Source organism: Pseudonocardia benzenivorans CB1190 (assembly GCF_000196675.2).
In the GTDB taxonomy this organism is placed as follows: Bacteria; Actinomycetota; Actinomycetes; order Mycobacteriales; family Pseudonocardiaceae; genus Pseudonocardia; species Pseudonocardia benzenivorans.
Window position 1 is genome coordinate 6,866,585 of the sequence record NC_015312.1, and the last position, 21,642, is coordinate 6,888,226.

Annotated in this window: 19 protein-coding genes and 1 tRNA gene; 10 read left to right on the forward strand and 10 right to left on the reverse strand. The window is 74.2% G+C overall.

The genetic code is table 11. From position 1 onward, the window contains the following. Window positions 1-104 precede the first annotated feature (104 nt). Window positions 105-1,811, forward strand: coding sequence for a DUF5635 domain-containing protein (locus tag PSED_RS32520; protein ID WP_013678459.1), 1,707 nt, complete (start codon window positions 105-107; stop codon window positions 1,809-1,811). A 132-nt stretch (window positions 1,812-1,943) separates the two neighbouring features. Here PSED_RS32520 and PSED_RS32525 read toward each other — a convergent pair. The 6 genes from PSED_RS32525 to PSED_RS32550 all read right to left on the reverse strand — a co-directional run bounded on the left by PSED_RS32525 (window position 1,944) and on the right by PSED_RS32550 (window position 9,411). Further along, window positions 1,944-2,020 (reverse strand) — tRNA-Thr (locus PSED_RS32525). Between the two features lie 55 nt (window positions 2,021-2,075). After that, entirely contained in the window at window positions 2,076-2,492 is a 417-nt protein-coding gene (locus tag PSED_RS32530) for a nuclear transport factor 2 family protein (RefSeq protein WP_013678460.1), read from the reverse strand. A gap of 28 nt (window positions 2,493-2,520) precedes the next feature. Beyond that, window positions 2,521-3,672 carry a DNA polymerase III subunit delta' gene (locus PSED_RS32535; protein ID WP_013678461.1) on the reverse strand — a complete coding sequence of 384 codons (1,152 nt, stop codon included), beginning with the start codon at window positions 3,670-3,672 and terminating at the stop codon, window positions 2,521-2,523. After that, the gene (locus tag PSED_RS32540; protein ID WP_083845371.1) at window positions 3,669-5,939 is read right to left on the reverse strand and encodes a bifunctional MFS transporter/dTMP kinase; all 2,271 of its coding nucleotides are present in this window, start codon (window positions 5,937-5,939) and stop codon (window positions 3,669-3,671) included. The genes PSED_RS32535 and PSED_RS32540 overlap by 4 nt, the downstream gene beginning before the upstream one ends. A gap of 170 nt (window positions 5,940-6,109) precedes the next feature. Next, entirely contained in the window at window positions 6,110-6,973 is an 864-nt protein-coding gene (locus tag PSED_RS32545; protein ID WP_013678462.1) for a hypothetical protein, read from the reverse strand. A 62-nt stretch (window positions 6,974-7,035) separates the two neighbouring features. After that, window positions 7,036-9,411, reverse strand: a complete 2,376-nt coding sequence (locus PSED_RS32550) for a transglycosylase domain-containing protein (RefSeq protein ID WP_233899229.1) — start codon at window positions 9,409-9,411, stop codon at window positions 7,036-7,038. Window positions 9,412-9,581: 170 nt separating this feature from the next. Here PSED_RS32550 and PSED_RS32555 point away from each other — a divergent pair, with 170 nt between their 5' ends. The 3 genes from PSED_RS32555 to PSED_RS32565 all read left to right on the forward strand — a co-directional run bounded on the left by PSED_RS32555 (window position 9,582) and on the right by PSED_RS32565 (window position 11,062). After that, window positions 9,582-9,938: a WhiB family transcriptional regulator gene (locus PSED_RS32555; RefSeq protein ID WP_013678464.1), complete on the forward strand. Its 357-nt coding sequence runs from the start codon at window positions 9,582-9,584 to the stop codon at window positions 9,936-9,938. 387 nt (window positions 9,939-10,325) lie between these two features. Then, complete coding sequence (locus PSED_RS32560; protein ID WP_013678465.1) at window positions 10,326-10,643, forward strand: AbrB/MazE/SpoVT family DNA-binding domain-containing protein; 318 nt, start codon at window positions 10,326-10,328, stop codon at window positions 10,641-10,643. After that, complete coding sequence (locus tag PSED_RS32565) at window positions 10,640-11,062, forward strand: type II toxin-antitoxin system VapC family toxin (protein WP_013678466.1); 423 nt, start codon at window positions 10,640-10,642, stop codon at window positions 11,060-11,062. Before PSED_RS32560 ends, PSED_RS32565 begins: the two co-directional genes overlap by 4 nt. A gap of 735 nt (window positions 11,063-11,797) precedes the next feature. Here PSED_RS32565 and PSED_RS32570 read toward each other — a convergent pair. The 3 genes from PSED_RS32570 to bagA form a co-directional block, all read right to left on the reverse strand. Continuing rightward, window positions 11,798-12,094, reverse strand: coding sequence for a putative quinol monooxygenase (locus tag PSED_RS32570; protein WP_013678467.1), 297 nt, complete (start codon window positions 12,092-12,094; stop codon window positions 11,798-11,800). A gap of 536 nt (window positions 12,095-12,630) precedes the next feature. Then, window positions 12,631-13,812 (reverse strand): ATPase BagB, encoded by a 1,182-nt coding sequence (bagB, locus tag PSED_RS32575; RefSeq protein WP_013678468.1) that lies wholly within the window; start codon window positions 13,810-13,812, stop codon window positions 12,631-12,633. Next, the gene (gene bagA / locus PSED_RS32580) at window positions 13,809-14,837 is read right to left on the reverse strand and encodes an ATPase BagA (RefSeq protein WP_013678469.1); all 1,029 of its coding nucleotides are present in this window, start codon (window positions 14,835-14,837) and stop codon (window positions 13,809-13,811) included. Before bagA ends, bagB begins: the two co-directional genes overlap by 4 nt. A 113-nt stretch (window positions 14,838-14,950) precedes the next feature. Here bagA and sp36 point away from each other — a divergent pair, with 113 nt between their 5' ends. From sp36 to PSED_RS32600, 4 genes are all read left to right on the forward strand, one after another. Then, a complete protein-coding gene (gene sp36 / locus PSED_RS32585; RefSeq protein ID WP_013678470.1) occupies window positions 14,951-15,130 on the forward strand; it encodes a Sp36 family protein in 180 nt (59 codons plus the stop codon). 3 nt (window positions 15,131-15,133) lie between these two features. Then, complete coding sequence (locus tag PSED_RS32590; protein ID WP_013678471.1) at window positions 15,134-15,589, forward strand: RidA family protein; 456 nt, start codon at window positions 15,134-15,136, stop codon at window positions 15,587-15,589. A gap of 2 nt (window positions 15,590-15,591) precedes the next feature. Then, entirely contained in the window at window positions 15,592-16,203 is a 612-nt protein-coding gene (locus PSED_RS32595; protein ID WP_013678472.1) for a hypothetical protein, read from the forward strand. 67 nt (window positions 16,204-16,270) lie between these two features. Next, entirely contained in the window at window positions 16,271-19,030 is a 2,760-nt protein-coding gene (locus tag PSED_RS32600; RefSeq protein WP_013678473.1) for a hypothetical protein, read from the forward strand. A 25-nt stretch (window positions 19,031-19,055) separates the two neighbouring features. Here PSED_RS32600 and PSED_RS32605 read toward each other — a convergent pair whose 3' ends face one another. Beyond that, window positions 19,056-19,946, reverse strand: a complete 891-nt coding sequence (locus PSED_RS32605) for a Gfo/Idh/MocA family protein (protein ID WP_013678474.1) — start codon at window positions 19,944-19,946, stop codon at window positions 19,056-19,058. 71 nt (window positions 19,947-20,017) lie between these two features. Here PSED_RS32605 and PSED_RS32610 point away from each other — a divergent pair, with 71 nt between their 5' ends. Continuing rightward, window positions 20,018-20,845 (forward strand): NUDIX hydrolase, encoded by an 828-nt coding sequence (locus PSED_RS32610; RefSeq protein WP_013678475.1) that lies wholly within the window; start codon window positions 20,018-20,020, stop codon window positions 20,843-20,845. Then, entirely contained in the window at window positions 20,842-21,639 is a 798-nt protein-coding gene (locus PSED_RS32615) for an MBL fold metallo-hydrolase (protein ID WP_013678476.1), read from the forward strand. Before PSED_RS32610 ends, PSED_RS32615 begins: the two co-directional genes overlap by 4 nt. Window positions 21,640-21,642: the final 3 nt, after the last annotated feature.

Here is a 21,642-nt window from a genome sequence, read left to right on the forward strand (position 1 = left end):
TTACGCAGACCAGAAACTTCAAGTGTGTGAGCGGGTGTCCGACTGTGTTGCCCTTTCATCCCGAGCCTGACCTCGTCGACGCCCGTTCCACACTCCGGCACGCCGTGGACGCGGTCCTCGCGAAGCTCCGGACCGGAGTACTGCCCGACGACGCCGAGCTCGAGCATGTCGACATCAAGGAAGAAGCCGGACGGCGTGGCAGCGGAGGGGCACTTCTGGCAGGTCAAGCGCAGAACACCGCCGCCGCCGCGCAACTCGCAGACGAAGTCGCCTGCTTCGCCAACACCCCGGGCGGCGGAGCATTGATCGTCGGCATCGAGAACAAGACCGGCGACCTGCTCGGAACCGCGCTGGACCGGGACTGGCTCCGACACGGCATCTACACCCGTGTCGACCTCGCCCCGGACGTCGAGGAACGCGAGGTCAGCGGAGTCCGTCTCCTCATCCTGTACGTCGCATCAGCCCACGAGCCCATCGAGGACACCAGCGGTCGGATCCGCTGGCGGGTGGGAGCCAACTGTGTCCCGGTAGACCGCTCGGAGTGGTGGCTGCATCGCCACAACCAGGCCGGGCACGACAGCATGGCCGCCGTCACGAGTCGCACCGTCGTCGACGTGAGTGACGGCGCGATCGTGGCGGCTCGCCGCTACCTTCGCGACGCCGGTTTCGAACACCATGCCAGCGAGCCCGTCGCCGATCTCTTGAGACGACTGGGTGTCCTCCATCCCGACGGACACCTGACCCAAGCGGGCGCTCTCCTGTTCTGCCCTGCTGACCGCACCTACCTCTCGGTGACGGCCATCGACGTAGAGGGCGGAGACGTGCTCCTTCGCCCCCCGGACCTCACGGGCTTGAGCGTTCTGGAGCAGTTGTCAGCAGTGGAGGACCGCCTGAACTCGCTCAATACAGAGGTCACCCTCCAGGGCGGCTTCGCGGAGTCGACCGTCCGCCGGCTACCACCCCGGGCGGTCCGCGAGGCCGTTCTCAACGGCCTGGTGCACCGTGACTGGTTGTCGTCCGACCCGGTGACGATCACGTGGATCGACGCCGACTCGGCCCTGCAGGTCATCAGTCCTGGCGGCTTCACGGGCGGCATCACGGCCGCTACCGTCCTCGCCCAGCGCTACGCCCGCCACCCTGCACTCGCCGACCTCTTCAGAGCACTCAACCTGGTCGAGAAGCAAGGCATGGGCGTCGACCGCATGTACCGGGAGATGGTCGCGCTCGGCCACCGACCGCCCGTCATCGTCGAAGAAGACGGGCCGCGGGTCAGGACGCGGCTCGTCGGCGGCCGCCCCGTCGTCCCGGTCATGGCCCTCACCGACCGCATCGAGCCTGCCGTCCGACGACGCGACGTCCGAGTCGCTCTCATCGTCGACCACCTTCTCCGCCAGCCGTTCGCCACCCCTGACCTCATCGCCGACCTCCTTCAGCGCACACCGCAGGAAGCGGCGGAAGCCCTCGACACCGCGACCACCGAATGCCGCGTCGGGTCTTCACCACTTCTCACACGGTTCAAGGACGTCTGGACCCTGTCCCCAGCCGCGATTCGGGTCGTCGAGAGCGCTGCACCCGCTGCCGACCGCCGGGCCCGTGGAATCCTGACATATCGACGCCCAGACGACCCCGGAATGGTCGCCCGCTTCTGGCTGGCCGCCCATTCCCGGATCACATCCGGCGACTACGCAACGCTCACCGGCCTCACCCAGACCGGCTCGCTGAACCACCTCGACCGTCTCGTTGCCGACGGAGTCCTCGTCCGAGGCGACGGCAAGGGACGGAACGCGCATTTCCTGGCCGCATGGCCGTAGACGCGAGACACCTGGATCCGGGGGCGCAGACCGGACATGCCGGTGCTGCCGGACGAGCCCATGCCGAGCTACGCACCCGGGAGGCCACGAAGCCGTCGGGGCAGGAATCGACAGGTCGCCAACCTGCAGATATGGAGCCGCCTTGGGGAGTCGAACCCCAGACCTACGCATTACGAGTGCGTCGCTCTAACCGACTGAGCTAAGGCGGCGTGTTGCGTCGTCAGTCTACCGACCCCTCCCTCCGCCCCCACAGGCCCCCGCCGCTCACCCCCGACCTGCGGGAAGGGCGACGAAGGCGGCGGTGTCGTAGTAGGTGCGGAGGCCGGAGATGCGGTCGCCGGCGAGCGTCAGGAAGGTGGAGCCGGCGTAGTCGATCGGGGTGCCGTCGGCCAGCGAGCCGCGGCTCTCCCACTCCAACGCCGCACCGGCGGGGTCGGTGCTCTCGACGGCGTTGCGGAAGGCGGTCCGCACCTCACCGAACCGGGCCCGGTACCGCGCCCAGAACGCGCGGGCGTCGGCGACGCCGCCGCGGCCGTCGAGGCGGTGCAGGACGGCGTCGTCGGTGAACAGCCCCGCGAGCGGGTCGACGTCGCCGTCCTGCTCGAACCGGCGCAGCTCGGCGACGAAGCGGCGGACGGTGGCGTCGGCGATGTGGTTGTCCTCGAACTGCTCGAAGTCCATCGGGGCCGCGTACCCGGGCGGGCGGACGTCAACCCCGATGCAGGGAGAGCAGCATGTTCTCGACGGCGATCTCGGGTTTCACGTTGGCGTTCAACGCCTCACGGCACGCGAGGACGGCCTCGAGGCGGCGCAGCGTCGACTCCGGCGTCCACTCCCCGGCGGCACGCCGGATGTCGGCGAGACGGTCGGGGTTGGTCAGGGGGACCTGGGCGCCGCTGCGGGTGACGAGGACGTCGCGGAAGAAGCCGGCGAGGTCGATGATCGCGCGGTCGAGGGCGTCGCGCTGGTTGCGGGTGGTGCGCGACTTCTGGCGCTTCTCCAACTCCCGCTCGGCGGCCTTCGCGCTGCGCGCGGCGGCCGCGACGCCCTTGCCGACGCCTCCCGCGCCCATCGCGACGGCGAGCTCCTCGCGTTCCGCGGCGTCCCGGCCCTCGGCGATCTCCGTGGCCTCGGCCTTCGCCGCGGCGACGAGCTTGCCCGCATGGGCGAAGGCGTCGCCGATGCCGCGGATCTTCATCGGCAGGTCGAGGGCCTCGGCGCGGCGACGGCGGGCCTCCTCGTCGCGGGCCAGCCACCGCGCACGCCCGACGTGCCCGCCCGAGACCGACGCGGCCCAGGTCGCGGTCTCGGGGTCGAGACCGTCGCGCGTCGCGAGGACCTCGGCGATCGCCTCGGCCGACGGCGTGCGCAGCGGGACGGGACGGCAGCGGGACCGGATCGTGATCGGGACGTCCTCGGGATGATCCGATGGCGCGCAGAGCAGGAACACCGTGTCGGGGGCGGGCTCCTCGACGGCCTTGAGCAGCGCGTTCGCGGCGCGCTCACCGAGCCGGTCGGCGTCCTGGATGATCAGGATCTGCCGTCGCCCGGTGCTGGGGCGGCGGGCGGCGAGCTGGACGAGGCGTCGCATCTCCGCGACGGAGATCGAGAGTCCCTCGGGGACGACCTCACGGACGTCGGCGTGCGTCCCGGCCAGGACGGTCCGGCATGAATTGCACTCCCCGCACCCGCCCTGCGGACACTGCAGGGCGGCGGCGAAGGCGCGCGCGGCAGTCGAACGGCCCGAGCCGGGCGGGCCGGTGAACAGCCACGCGTGGGTCATCGAGGACGGGTCGGCGACGGCCGCGGAGAGCTCGGCGACCGCGGCGGGCTGGCCGACGACGTCGCGCCAGACGGTCATGACGCCGCCGCGTCGTCGTCCCGGGTCGCCGCGAGGGGACGACCGGCCAACGGCTCGGTCGGCGCCTGCCCGGCCGATGCGCCGTCGGCGCTCATCCGCTCCGTGCTCGTCGCCTCGGGATCGACGTGCCCGGGGTCCATCCGCCCGGAGCCCATCCGCCCGGGGCCCGTCGTCTCGGGGCCGTCGCGCTCGGGGCCCGTCGGCTCGGGGCCGCTGCGCTCGGGCCTCATCCGCTCCGTCGACCCGTCCGCGCGGGTCTTCTGCAGCGGCACCGTCGGACCGCCGGAGGCAGGTGGGCGCAGCAGGGGTCGCAGGCCGTCGAGCACTCGCGCCGCGACGTCGTCGGGCGTCCCGTCGGCATCGACGACGACGTAGTGGTGCGGCTCGGCCGCGGCCATCCGGGTGAGCAGCCGCTGCACCCGGACGTGTTCCTCGCCCGCGACGCCGGCGGGGGCCGCGGTGCTGCTCGGCGCGCGGTCGAGCAGGACGGAGACGTCGGGCCGCAACCGCCCGGTCGCCCAGGAGACGAGGTTCTCGAGGTCGCCGGCATCGAGGACGGCGTCGTCGCGCTCGGACTCGACGCCGTACTGGGCGAGCGGGCTCGCGAGGAACCGGTCCATGACGACGACCGAGCCCCCGGCCAACGCGGGCCGCACGAACCGCTCGATCGTGTCGGCACGCACGGCCGCGACGGCCAGCGCCTTGGCCCGGACGCCGGAGTGCTGCGACTCGGCCTCGGCGGTGCGGACACTGTCGTCACCGGGTTCCACGACGTCGTAGCCCTCGGACCGCAACGTCGCGACCAGGCGCCCGGCCTGCTCGGCGGTCTCGGCGGGCGTCGCGCCCTCGACGGCGACGAGCACGCCGGAGCCGACGCGCCGGTCGCCGCGGCGCAGCGCCGCCAGGAGGTCGGGCAGGAGCGGTTCGGTGCGCCGATCGTCCATCTGCCGGTACGCGAGCATGCCGACGACGGCCGCGACGAGCCCGCCCGCGAACATCACCGTCCGGGTGCCGTCGATCACGAAGGGGTAGCCGAAGAGGTCGATGCGCCGCGCGCTGACGAGCCCGACCAGCACCGGGACCAGCGACATCGAGCCCAGCAGGACCACCCGCACGAGCGACTGCACGAACGCGACGACGCGGCCGCGGACCTCGTCGGCGACCTGCGAGCCGATGATCGTCAGGCCGGTGAGGAACGCGATGCCCGCGAAGCCGCCGACGAGCGCCACGGTCACGATCGCGACGAGCAGGTGCGGCGACAACGCCACCAGCACGAGCGCGACGCCCGCGGCGACGATCGCGGCGCCGAACAGCCGGTTGTGCGGCAGGCGCCGGGCCAGCCGCGGCGCGGTGCCCATGCCGCCCGCGAGCCCCACGAAGATCGCGACGAACAGCACGCTGTACGCGGCGTCGCCACCTCCGAGGCTCGAGGAGTACAGCTTCGCCGACGCGATGACCGCACCACCCGCGGCGAAGGCGCCGATGATGCCGATGACGAGCCCGCGGATCAGCGGCGTGCTGCCGACGAACGCGAACCCGCCGCGCAGCAGCGAGAACAGGCCCGGCGGGCTCTCGCCCTGCCGTTGGGCGGTCCGGCCGGAGATCTCCTTGATGCGGAACCACACGGTCGTCGCCGTCAGCAGGTAGGCGCAGCCGTTGATGACGAGCGCGACGTAGACGGTGGTCAGCGGGGAGTGGGAGTCGAACAACGAGCCGGCGCTCGAGATCACCGAGAACAGGCCTGCCGCCGTGATCACCGCGACGCCGTAGGTCATGACGAGCGCGAGCTGGTTGGCCGTCTCGACCTGGTCGGGCCGCCGCAGCAGGTTCGGGACCGACGCGTCCTTGGACGGGATCCAGAACAGCGAGCAGATCTCGATCAGGAAGGTCGCGGCGAACAGCCACGGCAGCGAGCCGATGAGCGGGATCGACACGAACAGGCAGAACCGCAGGACGTCGCAGACGACCATGACGTGCCTGCGGTCGAAACGGTCGGCCAGCGCGCCGGCCAGCGGACCGAGGATCAGCGCGGGGAACAGCTTCGTGGCGACGACGCCGCCCAGCGCGAAGCTCTGCGCCTGGTAGCCGGTCGTCAGCTGGGTCGCGAGCGAGGTCAGCGCCAGCAGCGAGAGCCAGTCGCCCGTCGAGGAGACGGCGGTGACCAGCCACAGTCTGCGGAAGGCAGGGATCGACAGGACGGCCCGGACACGGTGCGACGTCGGGGCCGACAGCGCCGGGTCACCGACCGGGGTGGCCTCGGAAGCGATCGCTCCTCACCTCCTCGGCGGGGTCCGGCCGGCTGCCGGGACCTGTACCGGCATCGGCGAGAGAGAACCGGTCATCGGTTCACGAGGGTAGACGGAACCGGACACCGCGCGTCGGGACGGTCGGGGAACACGGGCCCGCGAGCCGTTCGACGGCCGCTCGCCGCCTGCAATCACGGGTTGAGCAGCGACACGATGAGCTGCACCAGGATCACGGTGAAGACGGCGACGAAGAACAGCGTGAAGAGCCGCGACCCGAGCCTGCTGCGGGTGTGCCGGGACAGCCCCAGGATGCTGGGTTCCGGCTCGACCGGTGGCCGGTGCGGCGGGCGAACGGCCCGGGCGGGCGGCGGCGGGGGCAGCCTCGGCGGGCCGGGGGCCGGCACCGCCGGCCGCGGCGCCGGCACCGCGGGCTCGTGCGCTGCGTGATCGCGCGCAGCCGGGTCGTCGGCGGCGGGGTGGTGGGCGGGGTGGTGGGCGGACCCGTCGCGCATTGCGGGGTCCTGCGCGGCGGCCTCGAGCGTGGCGCCCGGGTCCGGAGCCGTCGTCGGTTGGTGGGGGGCGACGGCAGCGCCCCGGGTGGCGCGGTCCTGGTCGGCGTGTCGCGACGTCCGGCCGGGTCGGTCGACCGTCCCGGGCGCGGGCGCGGCGGGAGGCCCCGCGACGGTGCCCGGTTCCGGACGCGGCTCCACCACGGCGGCCGAGGCCGAACCCGACGCCGGGCGAGCCGTCGGCGGCGGTGTCGCCGGCACATCTGGGCGCACCGCTTCCGCGGAGCCGACCGCCGCCGCACGCGCCGCGGCGGCCCGCTGCGCCACCAGCCAGGCGACGGTCCCCGCTGCGGGCGGGGGCGTGTCGTCGTACGTCGCGAGATCGACGTCGCCGCCCGCGAGCCCGGTCACGCGGCCGCCGCCGTCGACCGTCGGGAGCTCCAGCGGCGGGAGCTCGAAACCGGGCAGGCCGGTCGCAGGCTCCGCGAGCGCGGGGTCGGCGGTTCCGTCGGGCTCCCATAGTGGATCGACCGGCCCCCGCCCCATACACGGGATGCTAGGTCGAGGCGATCGTCCGGTCGATCCGTGGAAGCGGCGCGTCGCGCGCGTCAGCCGCCCGGCCGGCCCCCCTCGCCTCCGCCGTCGTCGGGCGGGGCCGGGGGCGTGGTCGTCTCGTCGCCAGGAGCCGGCGGCGCCTCGGGGACGGTGCCGCTGGAGATCTGCAGGATGATCGTCTCGCCGGGCAGCGCGGTGCCGCGGGGGCTCTGTCCGACGACGGTGCCCCTGGGCGCGTTGTTGTCGACGGTCCGCACGGACACCCGCCAGTTGGCCCGCTGCAGGACCGAGGTCGCGTCGGCCTGCCCGCGCCCGATGACGTCGGGCACGCGGGTCTCGGCACCACCGGTGAGGAAGCGGTCGGCGGTGGGCGGCAGCGGCAGCACCGGCTGGCCCTCGAGGATCGGCGTCACCGCGCCGAACCACGTCTCGGCCGGCGTCTTGCCCCCGAAGATGTTGCCGCTGCGGCAGGCGAAGGGCGCGCCGGCACCGTCGCACAACGGCTTGGGCGCGTTGGAGTTGTCGAACGTGATGACCGCGCCGGCCAGCTGCGGGACCGCGCCGACGAACGCCGCGGACTTGTGCTGCTGCGTCGTCCCCGTCTTGCCGAGCATCGGGCGGTTCCAGCCGACCTGCCGCGCGGCACCGGCGGCGGTGCCGATCAGGTCGTCCTTGCTCAGGGCGTTGACCAGCGTGTTCGCCAGCTCGGGCTCGACGGCCTGCTCGCAGGGAGCCTCGATGACCGGCACGGGCCGGCCGGCGGCGTCGGTCACCGACTCGATCGGGGTGGGGGGGCACCACTTGCCGGCGCTGTAGAGCGTCGCGCCGACGTTGGCCAGCTCGAGCACGCTCGTCGGCGTGACACCGAGGGTGAACGACGCCAGCTTCTGCGCCTTGGTGACCTCCGCGATCGAGCGGTCGGTCCGGCGGCGCGTGTTGGGGTCGACGAAAGGCGTCGTGGCCAGCGACTTCATCCCCAGCCGCACCGACATGTCGACGACGTCGGGCACCCCGGTGAACTCCTCCAGCTTCACGAACGCGGTGTTCGGCGAGGTGGCCAGCGCGTCGGTCAGCGTCATGCGGTCGGGGTAGTTGCCGGCGTTGGCGACGGGGACCGGGCGGCCGTTGCCGTCGATGTAGATCGGGGAGGCGTACCCGCTCGGCGGCACGGCGAGCGTGTAGTTGATACCGAGGCCCTTCTCCAGCGCCGTGGCCGCCGTGAAGATCTTGTACACCGAGCCCGCGCCGAGGTTGACCGGCTGGTACGGCAGGCCGTAGCTGGTCTGCTGCTTGCTGGCGTCGAGGCCGAACGTGCGGCTCGAGCCCATCGCGAGGACGCGGTGCTTGTCCTGGCCGGGCTGCACGAGCGACATCACGTTGGCGACGTTGGGCTGCGTCGGCGGGACCTCGGCGTCGAGCGAGGCCTTCATCTTCTGCAGCATCCCGCGGTCCAGCGTGGAGCGGATCGTGTAGCCGCCGCGGGTGAGCTGGTCGACCGGGAAGCCCGCCTCGCTGAGGTACTCGACCACGTACTTGCAGAAGTAGCCGGCGTCGCCCGCGCCGATACAGCCGTTGGGCTGCACGTTGAGCGGCGACACGACGCCGAGTGGGCTGGCCACCGCCTCGCGGGCCTGGGCGTCGTCGATCATGCCCTGTTCCCGCATCTGCGTGATCACCAGGTTGCGACGGTCGAGCGCCGCCTGCGGGTTGGCCACCGGGTCGAAGGCCGTGGTGCTGCGGACCATTCCCGCCAGCAGGGCGGCCTGCGCGACGGTGAGCTTGTCGGCCGTCGTGCCGAAGTACGTGCGCGCCGCCGACGCGATGCCGTAGGCCCCGTTGCCCCAGAACACGATGTTGAGGTAGCGGGTGAGGATGTCCTCCTTGGAGAGACTGCGCTCCATCTGCAGCGCGATCCGCGCCTCCTTGAGCTTGCGGGCGGGCGTCTGCTCGGTCGCCTTCAACCGCTCGCTGTCGGTCTTCGCCTCGACGTAGAGCATGTAGTTCTTGACGTACTGCTGGGTGAGCGTGGAGGCGCCCTGCACGACGTCGCCCGACGCCGAGTTGGCGATGACCGCACGCATCGTGCCCTGCCAGTCGACGCCCTGGTGCTGGTAGAAGCGCCGGTCCTCGATCGCGACGATCGCGGCCTTCATCGCCGGCGAGATCTGGTCGGCCGTGACGGCCTGCCGGTTCTGGTCGAACAGGTAGGCCACGGGCTCACCCGCGGAGTCGAGGATCGTCGTCCGCAGCGGGAGGGCGCCGTCGAGCAGGTCGGTCGAGGAGTTGTTGACGCCGTCGCCCGCGTCGTTCGACAGCAGGCCCACGCCCGCGGCGAACGGGAAGGCCATGCCTGCGGCGACGACACCGGCCAGCAGACACAGTCCGAGCAGCATGCCGATCGGCCGGCGGACGTGGGGAGGCAACCTCACGGGGCACCACAGTACGCGGACAGAGGTGACAGTCCCGTCAGGCGACGCAGGCGGGAAGTTGAGTAGAACTACTCTCTATACGGCGGAACCGAACCATCCGACGATTCGTCTCAGCGAGGTCGCGCAGGGCGCGCGGCGACGGACCGGACGGAAATCGGGGGCTCGGGGCCATGACCACGACGGCGCGCAGGACGAAGACCAGCACCTGGAACTGGCGGGTCGCCGCTCGCTGCCGCACCTCCGACGGCGACGGTCTCTTCGTCACCGGTGCCGCGCAGCGCGAGGCGCGCGGCTTCTGCTTCGCCTGCCCCGTGCGCACCGAGTGCCTCGCGCACGCGCTCGACGAGCGGATCGAGTTCGGTGTCTGGGGCGGGATGACCGAGCGGGAGCGACGGGCCCTGCTGCGCAGCCGGCCCGACGTCGCGTCGTGGGCCGAGCTGTTGGGGGAGGCGCGGACCGCGCACTACACGGCCGAGGTCACCGCCGCCCGAGCTGCCGCGGCGACCGCGATGGAGAAGTCGGCCTGAGACCCGCGCCGTCGCACAGTGGGGACGGCGGCGCGCCCGTACCGGCCCCGGCGTCCATCGGGGTGTGCCGTTCCTGGGGAGGGCGGCGCGTCGGACGTCGGGGTCGGTCGTGGGTGATCGGGCGGCGCTGCTCGGCGCGGTTGGCGTCCGTCATGTCCCGCCGACGGCGATCACCCCTCGCGAGCCGCGTGCGACGACCGCGTCCCGCTAACGGCGATCACCGCGGCGGACGGGCGGGGGACGCCGGTGTGTCGCTGCATGACGGCTGCCGTCCGGCGCCGGGCCCTCCGGCTGCATTCGTCGGTCATCGAAACGAGTCACAGGGAGCCATGTCTGACACCCTGGCGATGTGACACAGTCAGACGAAGCCAGCCCCAGTATCGAGGTGTGTCCGTCAACAATCAGGGGAGGGTGACGATTCCGGCGCAGGTGCGCAGGGCCGCGGGGATCGAGCCCGGCGACTCCGTTCTCATCCACGTCGAGGACGGACGGGTCGTGATCGAGACCCGCGCACAGCTGGCCGCGCGGATCCGTCGCGAGGTGGCGGCGGCCTGGGAGGGCACCGGCTCGGTGGTCGACGAGCTCGCGGCCGAGCGGCGGGCCGAGGCGCGGGCCGAGGCCGGCGGGATCACCGCAGCCGACGAGCAGCCCGACGCCGACGACGCGACCGGCGGTGCCGACGACGACCCGGACCCGGAGCGATGAGCGAACCTCCTGCCGACGCGCCGGCCGACCGCATGGTGCTCGACGCCTCGGCGCTGCTGGCATGGCTGCGCGCCGAACCGGGCGCCGACGTCGTCGAGCCCCACCTCGCCGGCGCGGCGATCAGCACGGTGAGCTGGTCGGAGGTCGGGCAGAAACTTGCCCAACACGGTGTCGACGCCGCACGCACCCTGCACCAGGTCCGGGTCCTCGGCGTGATCGTCGAGCCGTTCACCCTCGACGACGCGGCGACCGCGGCCGCGTTCTGGGAACCCGGCCGCGAGGCCGGCCTGTCGCTGGGCGACCGCTGCTGCCTCGCGCTGGCCGCGCGGCTCGACCGACCCGCGCTGACCGCGGACGCGGCATGGACCAGGATCGGCGACATCGCGGCGTTCGGCGTCCCGATCCACCTCATCCGGTAGCCGCCGGGCGGGTCCGTGGCGATGGCCGAGACGGACTCGTCGGGACGCCGGGCCGGCTATTGCCGGCACCGGTCGCACCAGTCCCCGGCGCCAGCAGGACCGGGGTGGACCCAGCCGGATCCAGGTGCGGTTCTCGCGCGGGGAAGGTCCGGCGCCACTGCGCGGCCCGGCGTGCACAGGCCACAGCGGCAACCGGATGATCGCCAGGCACGGGCCATCACCGCAATGCACTGCGCTCATGTCCCGCAGTCCGCGATCACCACCCTCGCGCGATCCAGCCGCGGACGACCAGACGACCCAGAAGGCCCACCAGCGCGACTCGGAACGCGCACGTCCCGAGAGCCGGCGATCACCCGGGGCCTTGGCGACAGCGCGCCTGACGTCCACGAGGTCGTGGCCGGGTCGGGCGCGACGTCCCGGGAAGGTCGTCGGCGTCCGGATCGCCTCGCAGGGCGACGGTCGGCGACAGGGTGCCGCCATCGGTCCTGCTCCGAGCACGCATCGGCATCGCCGGCCACGACGACGTCAGGCCGAACCTTCGTGTGCGCGAGGTCGATTCGGCGGAGTCCGATCCGAGCCGGTCGTCGAACCCGTCCCTGGTCTCGAGCACGACGGTGTCGCCCGGATCGGTCGTGCCCGGCACCGGGATCGAGGGCGAGGTGCATGGCGCGATCGATCCCGATGTGGTGCGCGGGCCAGGTGCGAGGACTCCCCCTTCGGGCGGGACGTCTCGGGTCAGAGCACAGCGACGATGTCGACCGGGCGGATGTCGGGGTCGGTCGCGAGCAGGTCCGGCCCGACGTTGGCCAGAGCCTTCGGGATTTCGCCGTTGATGTGGGCCTGTCGGGCATCCTCGATCTCGAACGTGTCGAAGATGCCGAAGGTGTTCTCGTCGATGTGGAAGGCGTACCAGGTGACGGTCCCTTCCTCGGCCTCTGCGATGGCTCGGCCGCTCTCCAGGAAGGCAGCGAGCTCATCCGCCTTACCCGCCTTGGCCTCGAGACGAGCGAGCAGACCGATTCGGACGGTCATGGGTTCTCCTTGCGATAGGGGGATCGGGGAGCAGACCTGTGTGCTCCCGTCCGTCACGGCGCTGTGAGCGGCCCGGCGCAATCCGCGCGAAGCGGACGTGAGTCCATGGCCGAGCGGACGAGCCCCACCGGGCACCGGGTGAGGCAGCCAGTTTCTAGCACCGCTCGTTCTGGAGCGCTAGCTCCAGAACGAGTGATCGTCTCGGTGGGCACTGGCCGGATGCCGCTTCCGCTACGACACCTGGCCGGCGGGCTCCGCGCGCCTTCGACACGGACGCCGCCGGACCGGGAGTGGTGCGATCGGGTGTGATCCGACGGGACCTGCTCCGGCAGGGCACCACAGCCGCTGATCACCGAGACCGGGGCTTCGCCGCACCACTCGACGCCCATGGCGCGATTCCCGATCGGCTCCCGGATGCACGGCGCGACAGCACATGCACGCTCCGTGCCCGGGCTCGCCGGCCCAGGCCGACGTTCCGTCCGCACCGGGGTTCCGCCTCCCGGCCGACGGCTCCCGGCACCGGGCCGGGCTGCGGGTCAGCGGGCTTCGCGGAGCAGGGCGGGGACCACCGGCTCGTCCTCGACCGTCGCGAGGCGGGCGCCGATCTCGCGCAGGCCGTCGAGGTCGGAGACGTCGGCGCTGACGGCGGGGACCCGGGTCACGGCGACCGTCGGGTGCGCCCCGGCGAACCGGGCGAGCAGCCGGTCCTCGCGGTCGGCCAGGTCGACACGGTCGGCGTGCAGCCGCAGTACGGCGGCGGCGAGCCTGCCGCCCTGGCCGGTGGCCGACTCCGCGGCGGCGCGCGCCTTCGCGGCCGAGAGCGGCGCCAGGACGGGGTGGGTCCGGTTCAGGACCAGCCCGGCCAGGGGCATCTCCTCGGCGGAGAGCCGGTCGACGAAGTAGGCCGCCTCGCGCAGGGCGTCGGGCTCGGGCGTCGCGACGACGACGAACGCCGTACCGGGCGAACGCAGCAGCGCGTAGGTGGCGGTGGCCCGCTCGCGGAACCCGCCGAACATCGTGTCGAAGGCCTGCACGAACGCCGAGGCGTCGGCGAGGAGCTGGCCGCCGAGGATCGTCGAGACCGCCTTGGCGAAGAGCCCGAACCCCGCGCCGACGATCTTGCGGATGCCCCGGCCGCCCGCGCGCGCGGGCGAGGAGAGCAGCCGGATCATGCGACCGTCGAGGAAGTTCGACATCCGTTGCGGCGCATCGAGGAAGTCGAGCGCGGACCGCGACGGCGGGGTGTCGACCACGATGAGGTCCCACGTGTCGGTCGCGGCGAGCTGGCCGAGCTTCTCCATGGCCATGTACTCCTGCGTTCCGGAGAACGACGAGGAGACGGTCTGGTAGAAGGGGTTGGCGATGATCTTCTCGGCGCGGTCGGGGTCGGCGTGGGCGTGGACCATCTCGTCGAAGGTCCGGCGCATGTCCAGCATCATCGCGTGCAGCTCGCCCGCGTGCGGCCCGTCGACGGCGCCGACACGGCTCGGCTCGTTGGACAGCTCGGAGAGCCCGAGGGCCTGGGCCAGCCGTTTCGCGGGGTCGATCGTCAGCACGACGACGCTGCGGCCGCGCTCGGCGGCACGCAGCGCGAGCGCGGCGGAGGTCGTCGTCTTGCCGACGCCACCCGCGCCGCAGCACACGACGATGCGGGTGTCCCGGTCGTCGATCAGGGCGTCGACGTCGAGGGGGTCGGTGCGCCGCTCGCGGGGGGTCACGCGACGACCTCGTCGGCACGGCGGGCACCCACGCCCTGCTCGGCCAGCGCGTCGGCCAGGTCGTAGAGCGACCCGAGATCGATCCCGCCGAGCACCTGGGGCAGCTCCAGCCGGCCCAGCCGGGGGCCGGTGGCGGCGTCGAGGCGGGCCATCGCCGCGTTCTCCGCGGCGACGCGGACGGCGTGCTCCACGGTCTCGGCGACCAGCCCGTCGACCACGTCGGCGGGCAGGTCGAGGCCCGCGGCGACGAGACCGCTGCGGACGCGCCCGGCGTCGACGCGCCCGTCGGCGGCGGGGGCGACGGACCGGTCGGGCAACCACTGCTCCCGCACCTTGTTGACGATCACCGCACCGGTGCGCAGATCGGCGGCGGCGAGCTCGTCGGCCGCCTCGAGCGTCTCGGTCACCGGCAGCTCCTCGAGGAGGGTGACGAGGTGCACCGCGGTCTGCGGGGAGTGCAGCAACCGGACCACCCCCTCGGCCTGCTTGTGGATCGGCCCGGCCTTGGCCAGGTCGGCCATCGCCTTGGTGACGTCGAGGAAGTTGACCAGCCGCCCGGTGGGCGGGGCGTCGAGGACGACCGCGTCGTACACGCGCCGCCCGTCGCGCACGCGGGAGACGCACTCCTTGACCTTGCCGGTGAGCAGGACGTCGCGCAGGCCGGGGGCGAGGGTCGTCGCGAACTCGATGGCGCCCATGCGCCGCAACGTCCGCCCGGCGACGCCCAGCCGGTAGAACATCTCGAAGTACTCGAGCAGGGCGGCCTCGACGTCGACGGCGAGCGCCCGCACCTCGCCGCCACCGGGAGCGACGGCGATCTTGCGCTCCTCGTAGGGCAGCGGGGCGGTGTCGAAGACCTGGGCGATGCCCTGCCTGCCCTCGACCTCGATGAGCAAGGTGCGCCTGCCGCCCTCGGCCAGCGCGAGCGCCAGCGCGGCGGCGACGGTGGTCTTGCCGGTGCCGCCCTTGCCCGACACGACGTGCAGGCGCACGTCGGACATGGCGGCGGGCCAACCGGAAGTCATCACGCGGTCCAGGGTACGGAGCGTCCCCGGGCGTTCGCCTGGTGAGCGGCCCCACGTCCGTCCGGTCGAGCCGCCGTCGGACACGCGCAGTAGCGGAACTAGAGTCCCGGGCCATGAGTGCGCCCGGAACCACCCGGTGGGAGTACCTCACCGCTCCCCTCCTGATCCACAACACCAAGGCGATCCTCGACAACTTCGGCCGCGACGGCTGGGAGCTCGTCACGGTGACCGCGACGGGTCAGCCGGGCGCGGAGCAGCTGGTCGCCTACTTCAAGCGGCCGGCGCAGGGCTGAGCCGTGGCCCCCTCCGACACGTTGCGTGAGCTCGGGATCACGCTCCCCTCCGTGCCGAAGCCGGCCGGTTCCTACATCCCGGCGCGCCGGTCGGGGTCGCTGGTCTACACGGCCGGCCAGGTGCCGATCGTCGACGGCGCCGTCGTCGCCCAGGGCAAGGTGGGCGCCGAGGTGACCACCGAGCAGGCCTACGACCTGGCGAGGATCTGCGCGCTCAACGCCATCGCCGCGGTCGACGGGCTCGTCGGGATCGACGCGATCACCGGCATCGTCAAGGTGGTCGGCTTCGTCGCCTCCGCGCCGGGCTACAACGACCAGCCGAAGGTCGTGAACGGCGCGTCCGATCTGCTCGGACAGCTGTTCGGCGAGGCCGGGCTGCACGCCCGCTCCGCCGTCGGGGTGGCCGAGCTGCCGCTGAACGTGCCGGTCGAGGTCGAGCTCGTCGTCGAGGTGGCCTGACCGTGGCCCGGGCAGCCGTCGACGCCTGCCACGAGCTGCTGCTCCTGCTCGCCGGCCGGCTGCCCGACGACGTCGCCTGGCGGCTGCGCGACTGGCTCGCCGACGACACCGACGGTGGCCGGGCGGCCGTTGCCGCGACGTTGCCGCGGGCGCTGTTGCGCAACCGCGTCGGCATCACCGACCACGAGCGCTCGCTGTTGCTCACGACGATCGGCGACGACGGTGCCGTTCGGCGCACGGTCGGTGCGATCCTGCCGGTCGGCGCACCCGAGCGGCCCGCCTTCGAGTTCCGCGCGGCCCCCGACCGGTGGGACGCCGCGCAGCTCGCCGTGCTCGCCGTCGCTCGCGGGACGTCCGGCGTGCGCGAGGTCCTGCGCAGCGTGCGCAGCGGACCGTTCGGCGAGCGCACGGTGCACGTCGTCCTCGGGGGCGACCGTCCGTGGGCCCTGACGGGCACACTGCAACGGCTGTTGCGGGCCCATGGCGAGCGCACCCCGTGTGTCGAGGTGCTGCCCGTCGATCTCGACCCCCCGCCCTACCACAAAGCCGCGATCGTGGGCTCCGCTCCGGTGTGGTCGGCGACCGCCGTCCCGGCAGCCGCCGCCTCGTCCTGACGGGCCCGACGCCCAGCAGGCCCGACGACCCGCCCCGGAGCCCGGCGAGCGCGGCGAAGGAGGACACGTGGCGGAACTCTCGACCACGGCCCTGACCACACACGAGCTGCTGCTCGCCCTCGCCGGCAGGGTCGACGACGACCTCCTCGCCATCTGCCGCGAGCTCATCGCCGTCGGGCACGACGCCCCCGCGTTCGAGCTGCTCACCGCCGCCCTGGTCGCGGCGCACACGCAGGTACCGCCCCGCGTGCGCGAGACGCTCGTCGCCGCGGCCGCACGGCTGCGGATCGATCTCGACGCCGACCGCAGGCTGCCCGTCGCGGCCCCCGAGAACGGCACGCCGCACCGGTTCGCCGCCGACTCCGACGCCCCCGGCCTCGGCGCGCGCGTCGCGGAGGCCCTGGCCGCGCACCGGCCGGGCGGCGGGCACAGCTGGCTGACGTGGCGCACCACCCCGGCGGGCGCCGCGCCCGGCCCGGTTCCGCACCCGGTGCTGCTCGTCGAGATCCCCGGGACGCCGGGCCCGGAGGACCACGCAGCGGACGTGCTCGCCTACCGGCTGTCGGCCACGCTGCAGCGCATCGGGCTCTCCGTCGGCGTCGAGGTGTTCGTCGCGGGCTCGGCGCTGCCCGCCTACCACGCGGAGGCGCTGAGCACGGCCCGTCCGGTGCCGTCGCCCGCGCCGGCGGCGCCGATCACCGACCAGCCGCCGATGCCGCCCGCGACCGGACGGCTCGCGTCGGTGCCGGTGGTGAGCGGCGCGTCGCGCCCGATGCGTCCGCTGCGGCCGGTGACCGAGAGCGCGGCGCTGCCGACCGTCCAGCAGCCGAGCACCCCGCCACCGAGCACCCCGCCACCGAATCCGACGAACGTCCCGCCACCGGGCAACCCGCCGTCGGATCCCGCCATCCGATTCCGTCCGCCCGCGGCGTCCGGCCCCCCACCGGTGCTGCCCACGACGGTCGATCCGGCCGCCCTGGCCCGCCCGACCTCGGCGCCCACGGGGCCGATCGAGACGTCCGGCGCGCGGCCCGCCGTCGAGCTGCCGACGACGACGTTCCCCGCCACCGAGCCCGCACCCGCCCCCCGGCGCCGACGCGCGGCGGAGCCGCCGGACGGCCCCCCGGCCCCCGCGCCGACCAATGGGGTCGGCCGGCACGGCGGAGGGGACCCGTCGGCCACCGGACCGCGACCCACCGGCCGGGCCGCGCACGCCCGTCCGACGCCCGAAGCCCCCACGCCGAACGGCGTCCCGTCGGCCGCGGCAGCCGGGTCCGAGACCGTCGGGCCGGCCCCGGCCGAGGCCGCGACCGAGCGACCGACCCCGCCGGAGGGCACCCAGAACAGCGGGTTCGCCCCGCCCGCGGCTGCCGCGCCCCGCCATCAGGAGCGGCCGGAATGGATCGGCTTCGCTCCCGACGGGCCGCCCGCCGGCGCCCGTCCGCTCGACCCGCGCGGCCGGGTCGCCCCGGCCGAGACCGGCGCGAACGGGCACCCGGTCCAGGGTGAGACGTCCGCGAGCCCGCGCCGACCACCCAACGGCGCCCCCGTGCCTGCCGCGACGGACGGCGGCGTCGACCCGCTTGCCGGGCCGTCGCAGCTGGTGACCGGCCCGGAGGAGGTCGCCCCGGACGGTCCCGGACGCACCCCGCCGGGCCGTCCCGAGGACGCACCGGCCGCGGAGGACGAGCCCCACAGCCGATCGGAGACGGACGCCCACGACGATCCGGCACTGCCGCCGGGCCCGCCGGACCCGGCGCTCGCTCCGCCGCGCACCGGCCCGTACTACGGGGCGCCCGCCCGCACCTCCCCGGACTCCGGGCCCGGCGGCGCCGACGCCCGCACGACCGACCGCACCGGGGACGACCCGCTCGGCGGGAACGGCGGCAGCGGGGACGAGGGCAGCTGGGACGAGGGCAGCAGGCCGGACCGGGTGCTGCGTGTCGTCAGGCCCGCGCCGGTCGGCGACGGCGCCGCAGCGCCGTTCGTCGGAATCCCGGCCCGCGGCAACGACGAGGACCGCGACAGGCCCCAGGAGAGGCCCGAGGACGGGACCGCTCCCGACGACGGCGATCCGCCGCTGCTGGCCGAGATGAACGACCCGCTGCTGGGCCCGTTGCGACAGCCGCTGCTCGACCCCCTGCTGGAGCCCACCGGCAGTTTCCGGGCGATCACCGGCGAGCGCGCCGACGTCGCCGGACCCGACGACACCACCGGCGACACCACCGGCGACACGGCCCGCACCACACGGGCCGGTGCCCCGACCCCACCGAGCGGTTTCGTCGCCTCGCCGACGGCCGGGACGGGGCTGCCGCGCCGGTCGTCGCACGCGGCGCAGTTCGCCCGCCCGTTCGCCACCGACGGCGAGACGGCGGCGGTGTCCGGTGACGACCTGTTCGCCGAGTCGGCACCCCGGCCGGCGACCGCCGCGCCCCACGACGAGCGGCCGGTCGACCTCGACCCCGCCGATCCGCTGGGTGTCGGGGGCATCGTGCCGACGACCGAGGGCCCGGACGGCGGCGCGACGCACGCGTCGACGGATGCGCCGGCGGCCGCCGCGACGGAGACGCCGTTCGTCGAACCCGCGCCGCGGCCGGCACCCCGGCCCGCGCGGCGCCGGGCCCACGTCTCCCCGCCCGCCGCGGAGACGTCCACGGCACCGGACGAAGAGCAGGACGACGGCGTCGTCGACCCCATGTCGACGCTCACCGCGACCGAGCGCGACCTGCTGCGCCTGCTCCAGGTCGAGCTCGCCGCGCGCGAGGGGACCGGGGCTCCGAGCGAGAACGGCGCAGGGAAGGCCGACCCACCCGACCTGGCCGGCTGAGCCGAGCGGCGGACGGTCCCGCCGGTCAGCCGGCGAGGGCCGAGACCTGCTCGGTGATCCGCTGCAGGTGCAGGCCCCGGGCGGCGGAGCAGGGGCCGTCGGTCCGCCCGGCGGCGACGTCGGCGACGAACTCGTCGAGCAGCGTCGAGTAGGGGACGGTGGCGTCCTCGGGCCGGCTGGTCAGCAGGTACCGGCCGGCGCCGCCGAACATGGCGACCTCGAACTCGGTCGGGTCCGTCGCGACGCGCAGCGACATCGACACGCTGCTGCGCGCCCCGCCCTGGTGTGCGAGGCCGAACGCCCAGAGCCCGTCGTCGTACCGGTGCGCCCAGTCGACGCCCTGGACCCGGCCGAGCGCGAGGTCGAGCAGGTCGATCACGTGCGGTCCCACGTCGAGCAGCGCACCGTGCGTGACGCGCCATGCCGACGCGGCGAACGGGCCTCCCAGCAGCGCCCCGGAGAACCAGCGGCCGACGCCGACGGTGTCCGGCCCCGCCGGGCCCGTCGGCAGTGCGGCGATCCAGGCGCGGACCGCCGCGTCGTAGCGCAGCGTGAGGACCACCGTCGACACGACGCCGGCGTCCGCGACCGCGCGCTCGAGTCCCTCGGCGGCCGCGAGATCGGCGGCCAACGGCTTCTCCAGCACGACGTGGCGCCCCGCGGCGACGGCCCGCGGAGCGAGCTCGCCCTGGACGGCCGGAGGCACGGCGAACGCGACGGCGTCGACGTCGGCGACCAGCTCGTCGAACGTCGCGTGCACCCGCGCACCCGTGCCGTCGGCGACGGCCGCAGCGGCCTCGGACCGACGGGCCCACACCCCGGCGAGCTCTGCGACGGGATGCGCGGCGATGGCCGCCGCGTGCACCGTCGACGCCCAGGGGCCGGCTCCGACGAGGCCCATCCGCAGTCGTTGCATACCCTCATCCTGCCCGGTGACGTGGGCCCGCTCACGCTGCACCGCGCCGTGGATCGGCTAACGTCGCGACGGTGAGTGCCGGCGCGGAACGCCCCGCGGAACCCGTGGTCGCCCGCCCCGCGTCGACGGTCCTGCTCCTGCGCGACGGGCCCGACGGGCGCCTCCAGGTCTTCCTGCAGCGCAGGGTGACGGGCATGGCGTTCGGCGGCGGGATGACCGTCTTCCCGGGCGGCGGCGTCGACCGGACCGACCTCGACGATCCCGCTCCCTGGTCGGGTCCCGCACCGCGCTGGTGGGCCGACCGGCTCGGCACCGAGCCGACGGTCGCGGCCGGGTTCGTGCGTGCGGCGGTGCGCGAGACGTTCGAGGAGTCCGGGGTGCTGCTGGCCTCCCGGCCCGACGGCACCCCCGTCGACCAGGGCGTCCTCGGCGAGGCCCGGGCCGACGTCGTCGCCAGGACCCGCACGTTCGGCGACGTGCTGGCCGAGGCCGGCCTGGTGCTGCGCGCCGACCTGCTGCGCCTGTGGGCGCGGTGGATCACGCCGGTCGTGCAGCCCCGGCGCTACGACACGGTGTTCTTCACCGCGCTCGTCCCCGACGGGCAGGAGGCCGACGCCCACACGACCGAGGCCGTCGAGGCGTCGTGGTGGTCGCCGTCCGACGCCCTGGCCGCCCACCGCGACAAGGAGATCGGCCTGATGCGCCCGACGCTCGCGATCCTCACCGACATCGCCCGCCATCCCGACGCGGCGTCGCTGCACGCGGCCGGGCCCGACGGGCCGATCCGCCCGATCCTGCCCATGGTCGTCGGGCCGGGACCGCGGGTGCTGCTGCCCGGCGACCCCGGTTACGACCCGGACGTCGCGGCAGGGGTCGTGCGGACGGGAGGCGCCCGATGAGCGCGCACCCGTCCTACGGCGAGCTGCGTCCGGTGACGGCGCTCGCGTCGGTGCTGCTGGCGCACAACCCCTCGCCGATGACGTTGGAGGGCACCAACACCTGGGTGCTGCGCGCGCCGGGCGAGGAGCGCTGCGTCGTCGTCGACCCGGGCGAGCACGACGAGGAGCACCTCGCCCGGGTGGCCGCGCAGGGGCCCGTCGAGCTGGTGATCCTCACCCACCACCACCACGACCACGCGGGCGGCGCCCGCCGGTTCGCCGAGCTGACGGGCGCGCCGGTGCGGGCCCTGGACCCGTCGCTCGTGCTGGGTTCCGAGGCGCTGGCCCACGGCGACGTCGTCGCGGCCGCCGGGGTCGAGCTGCGCATCCTGTCGACGCCCGGGCACACCGCCGACTCGATCTCCCTGGTGCTCGACGGGCCCGGCGACCCGGGCCCCGCGGTCCTCACCGGCGACACGATCCTCGGCCGGGGCACGACCGTCATCGCCGAGCCGGACGGCTCTCTGGGCCCGTACCTGGACTCGCTGCGGCTGCTGCGCGAGCTGCCCGACGGCACCGACGTCCTGCCGGGGCACGGCCCCGAGCTCGCCGACGCGCCCGCGGCCGCCCGCGCCTATCTCGCGCACCGCGAGGAGCGGCTCGACCAGGTGCGCCGGGCGCTGGACACACTCGGCCCCGACGCGACGCCGCGCCAGGTCGTGGAGATCGTGTACGCCGACGTCGACCCCGTGCTGTGGAAGGCCGCGGACAGCTCGGTGAAGGCGCAGCTGGAGTACCTGCGCGCGGCCCGCTGACCC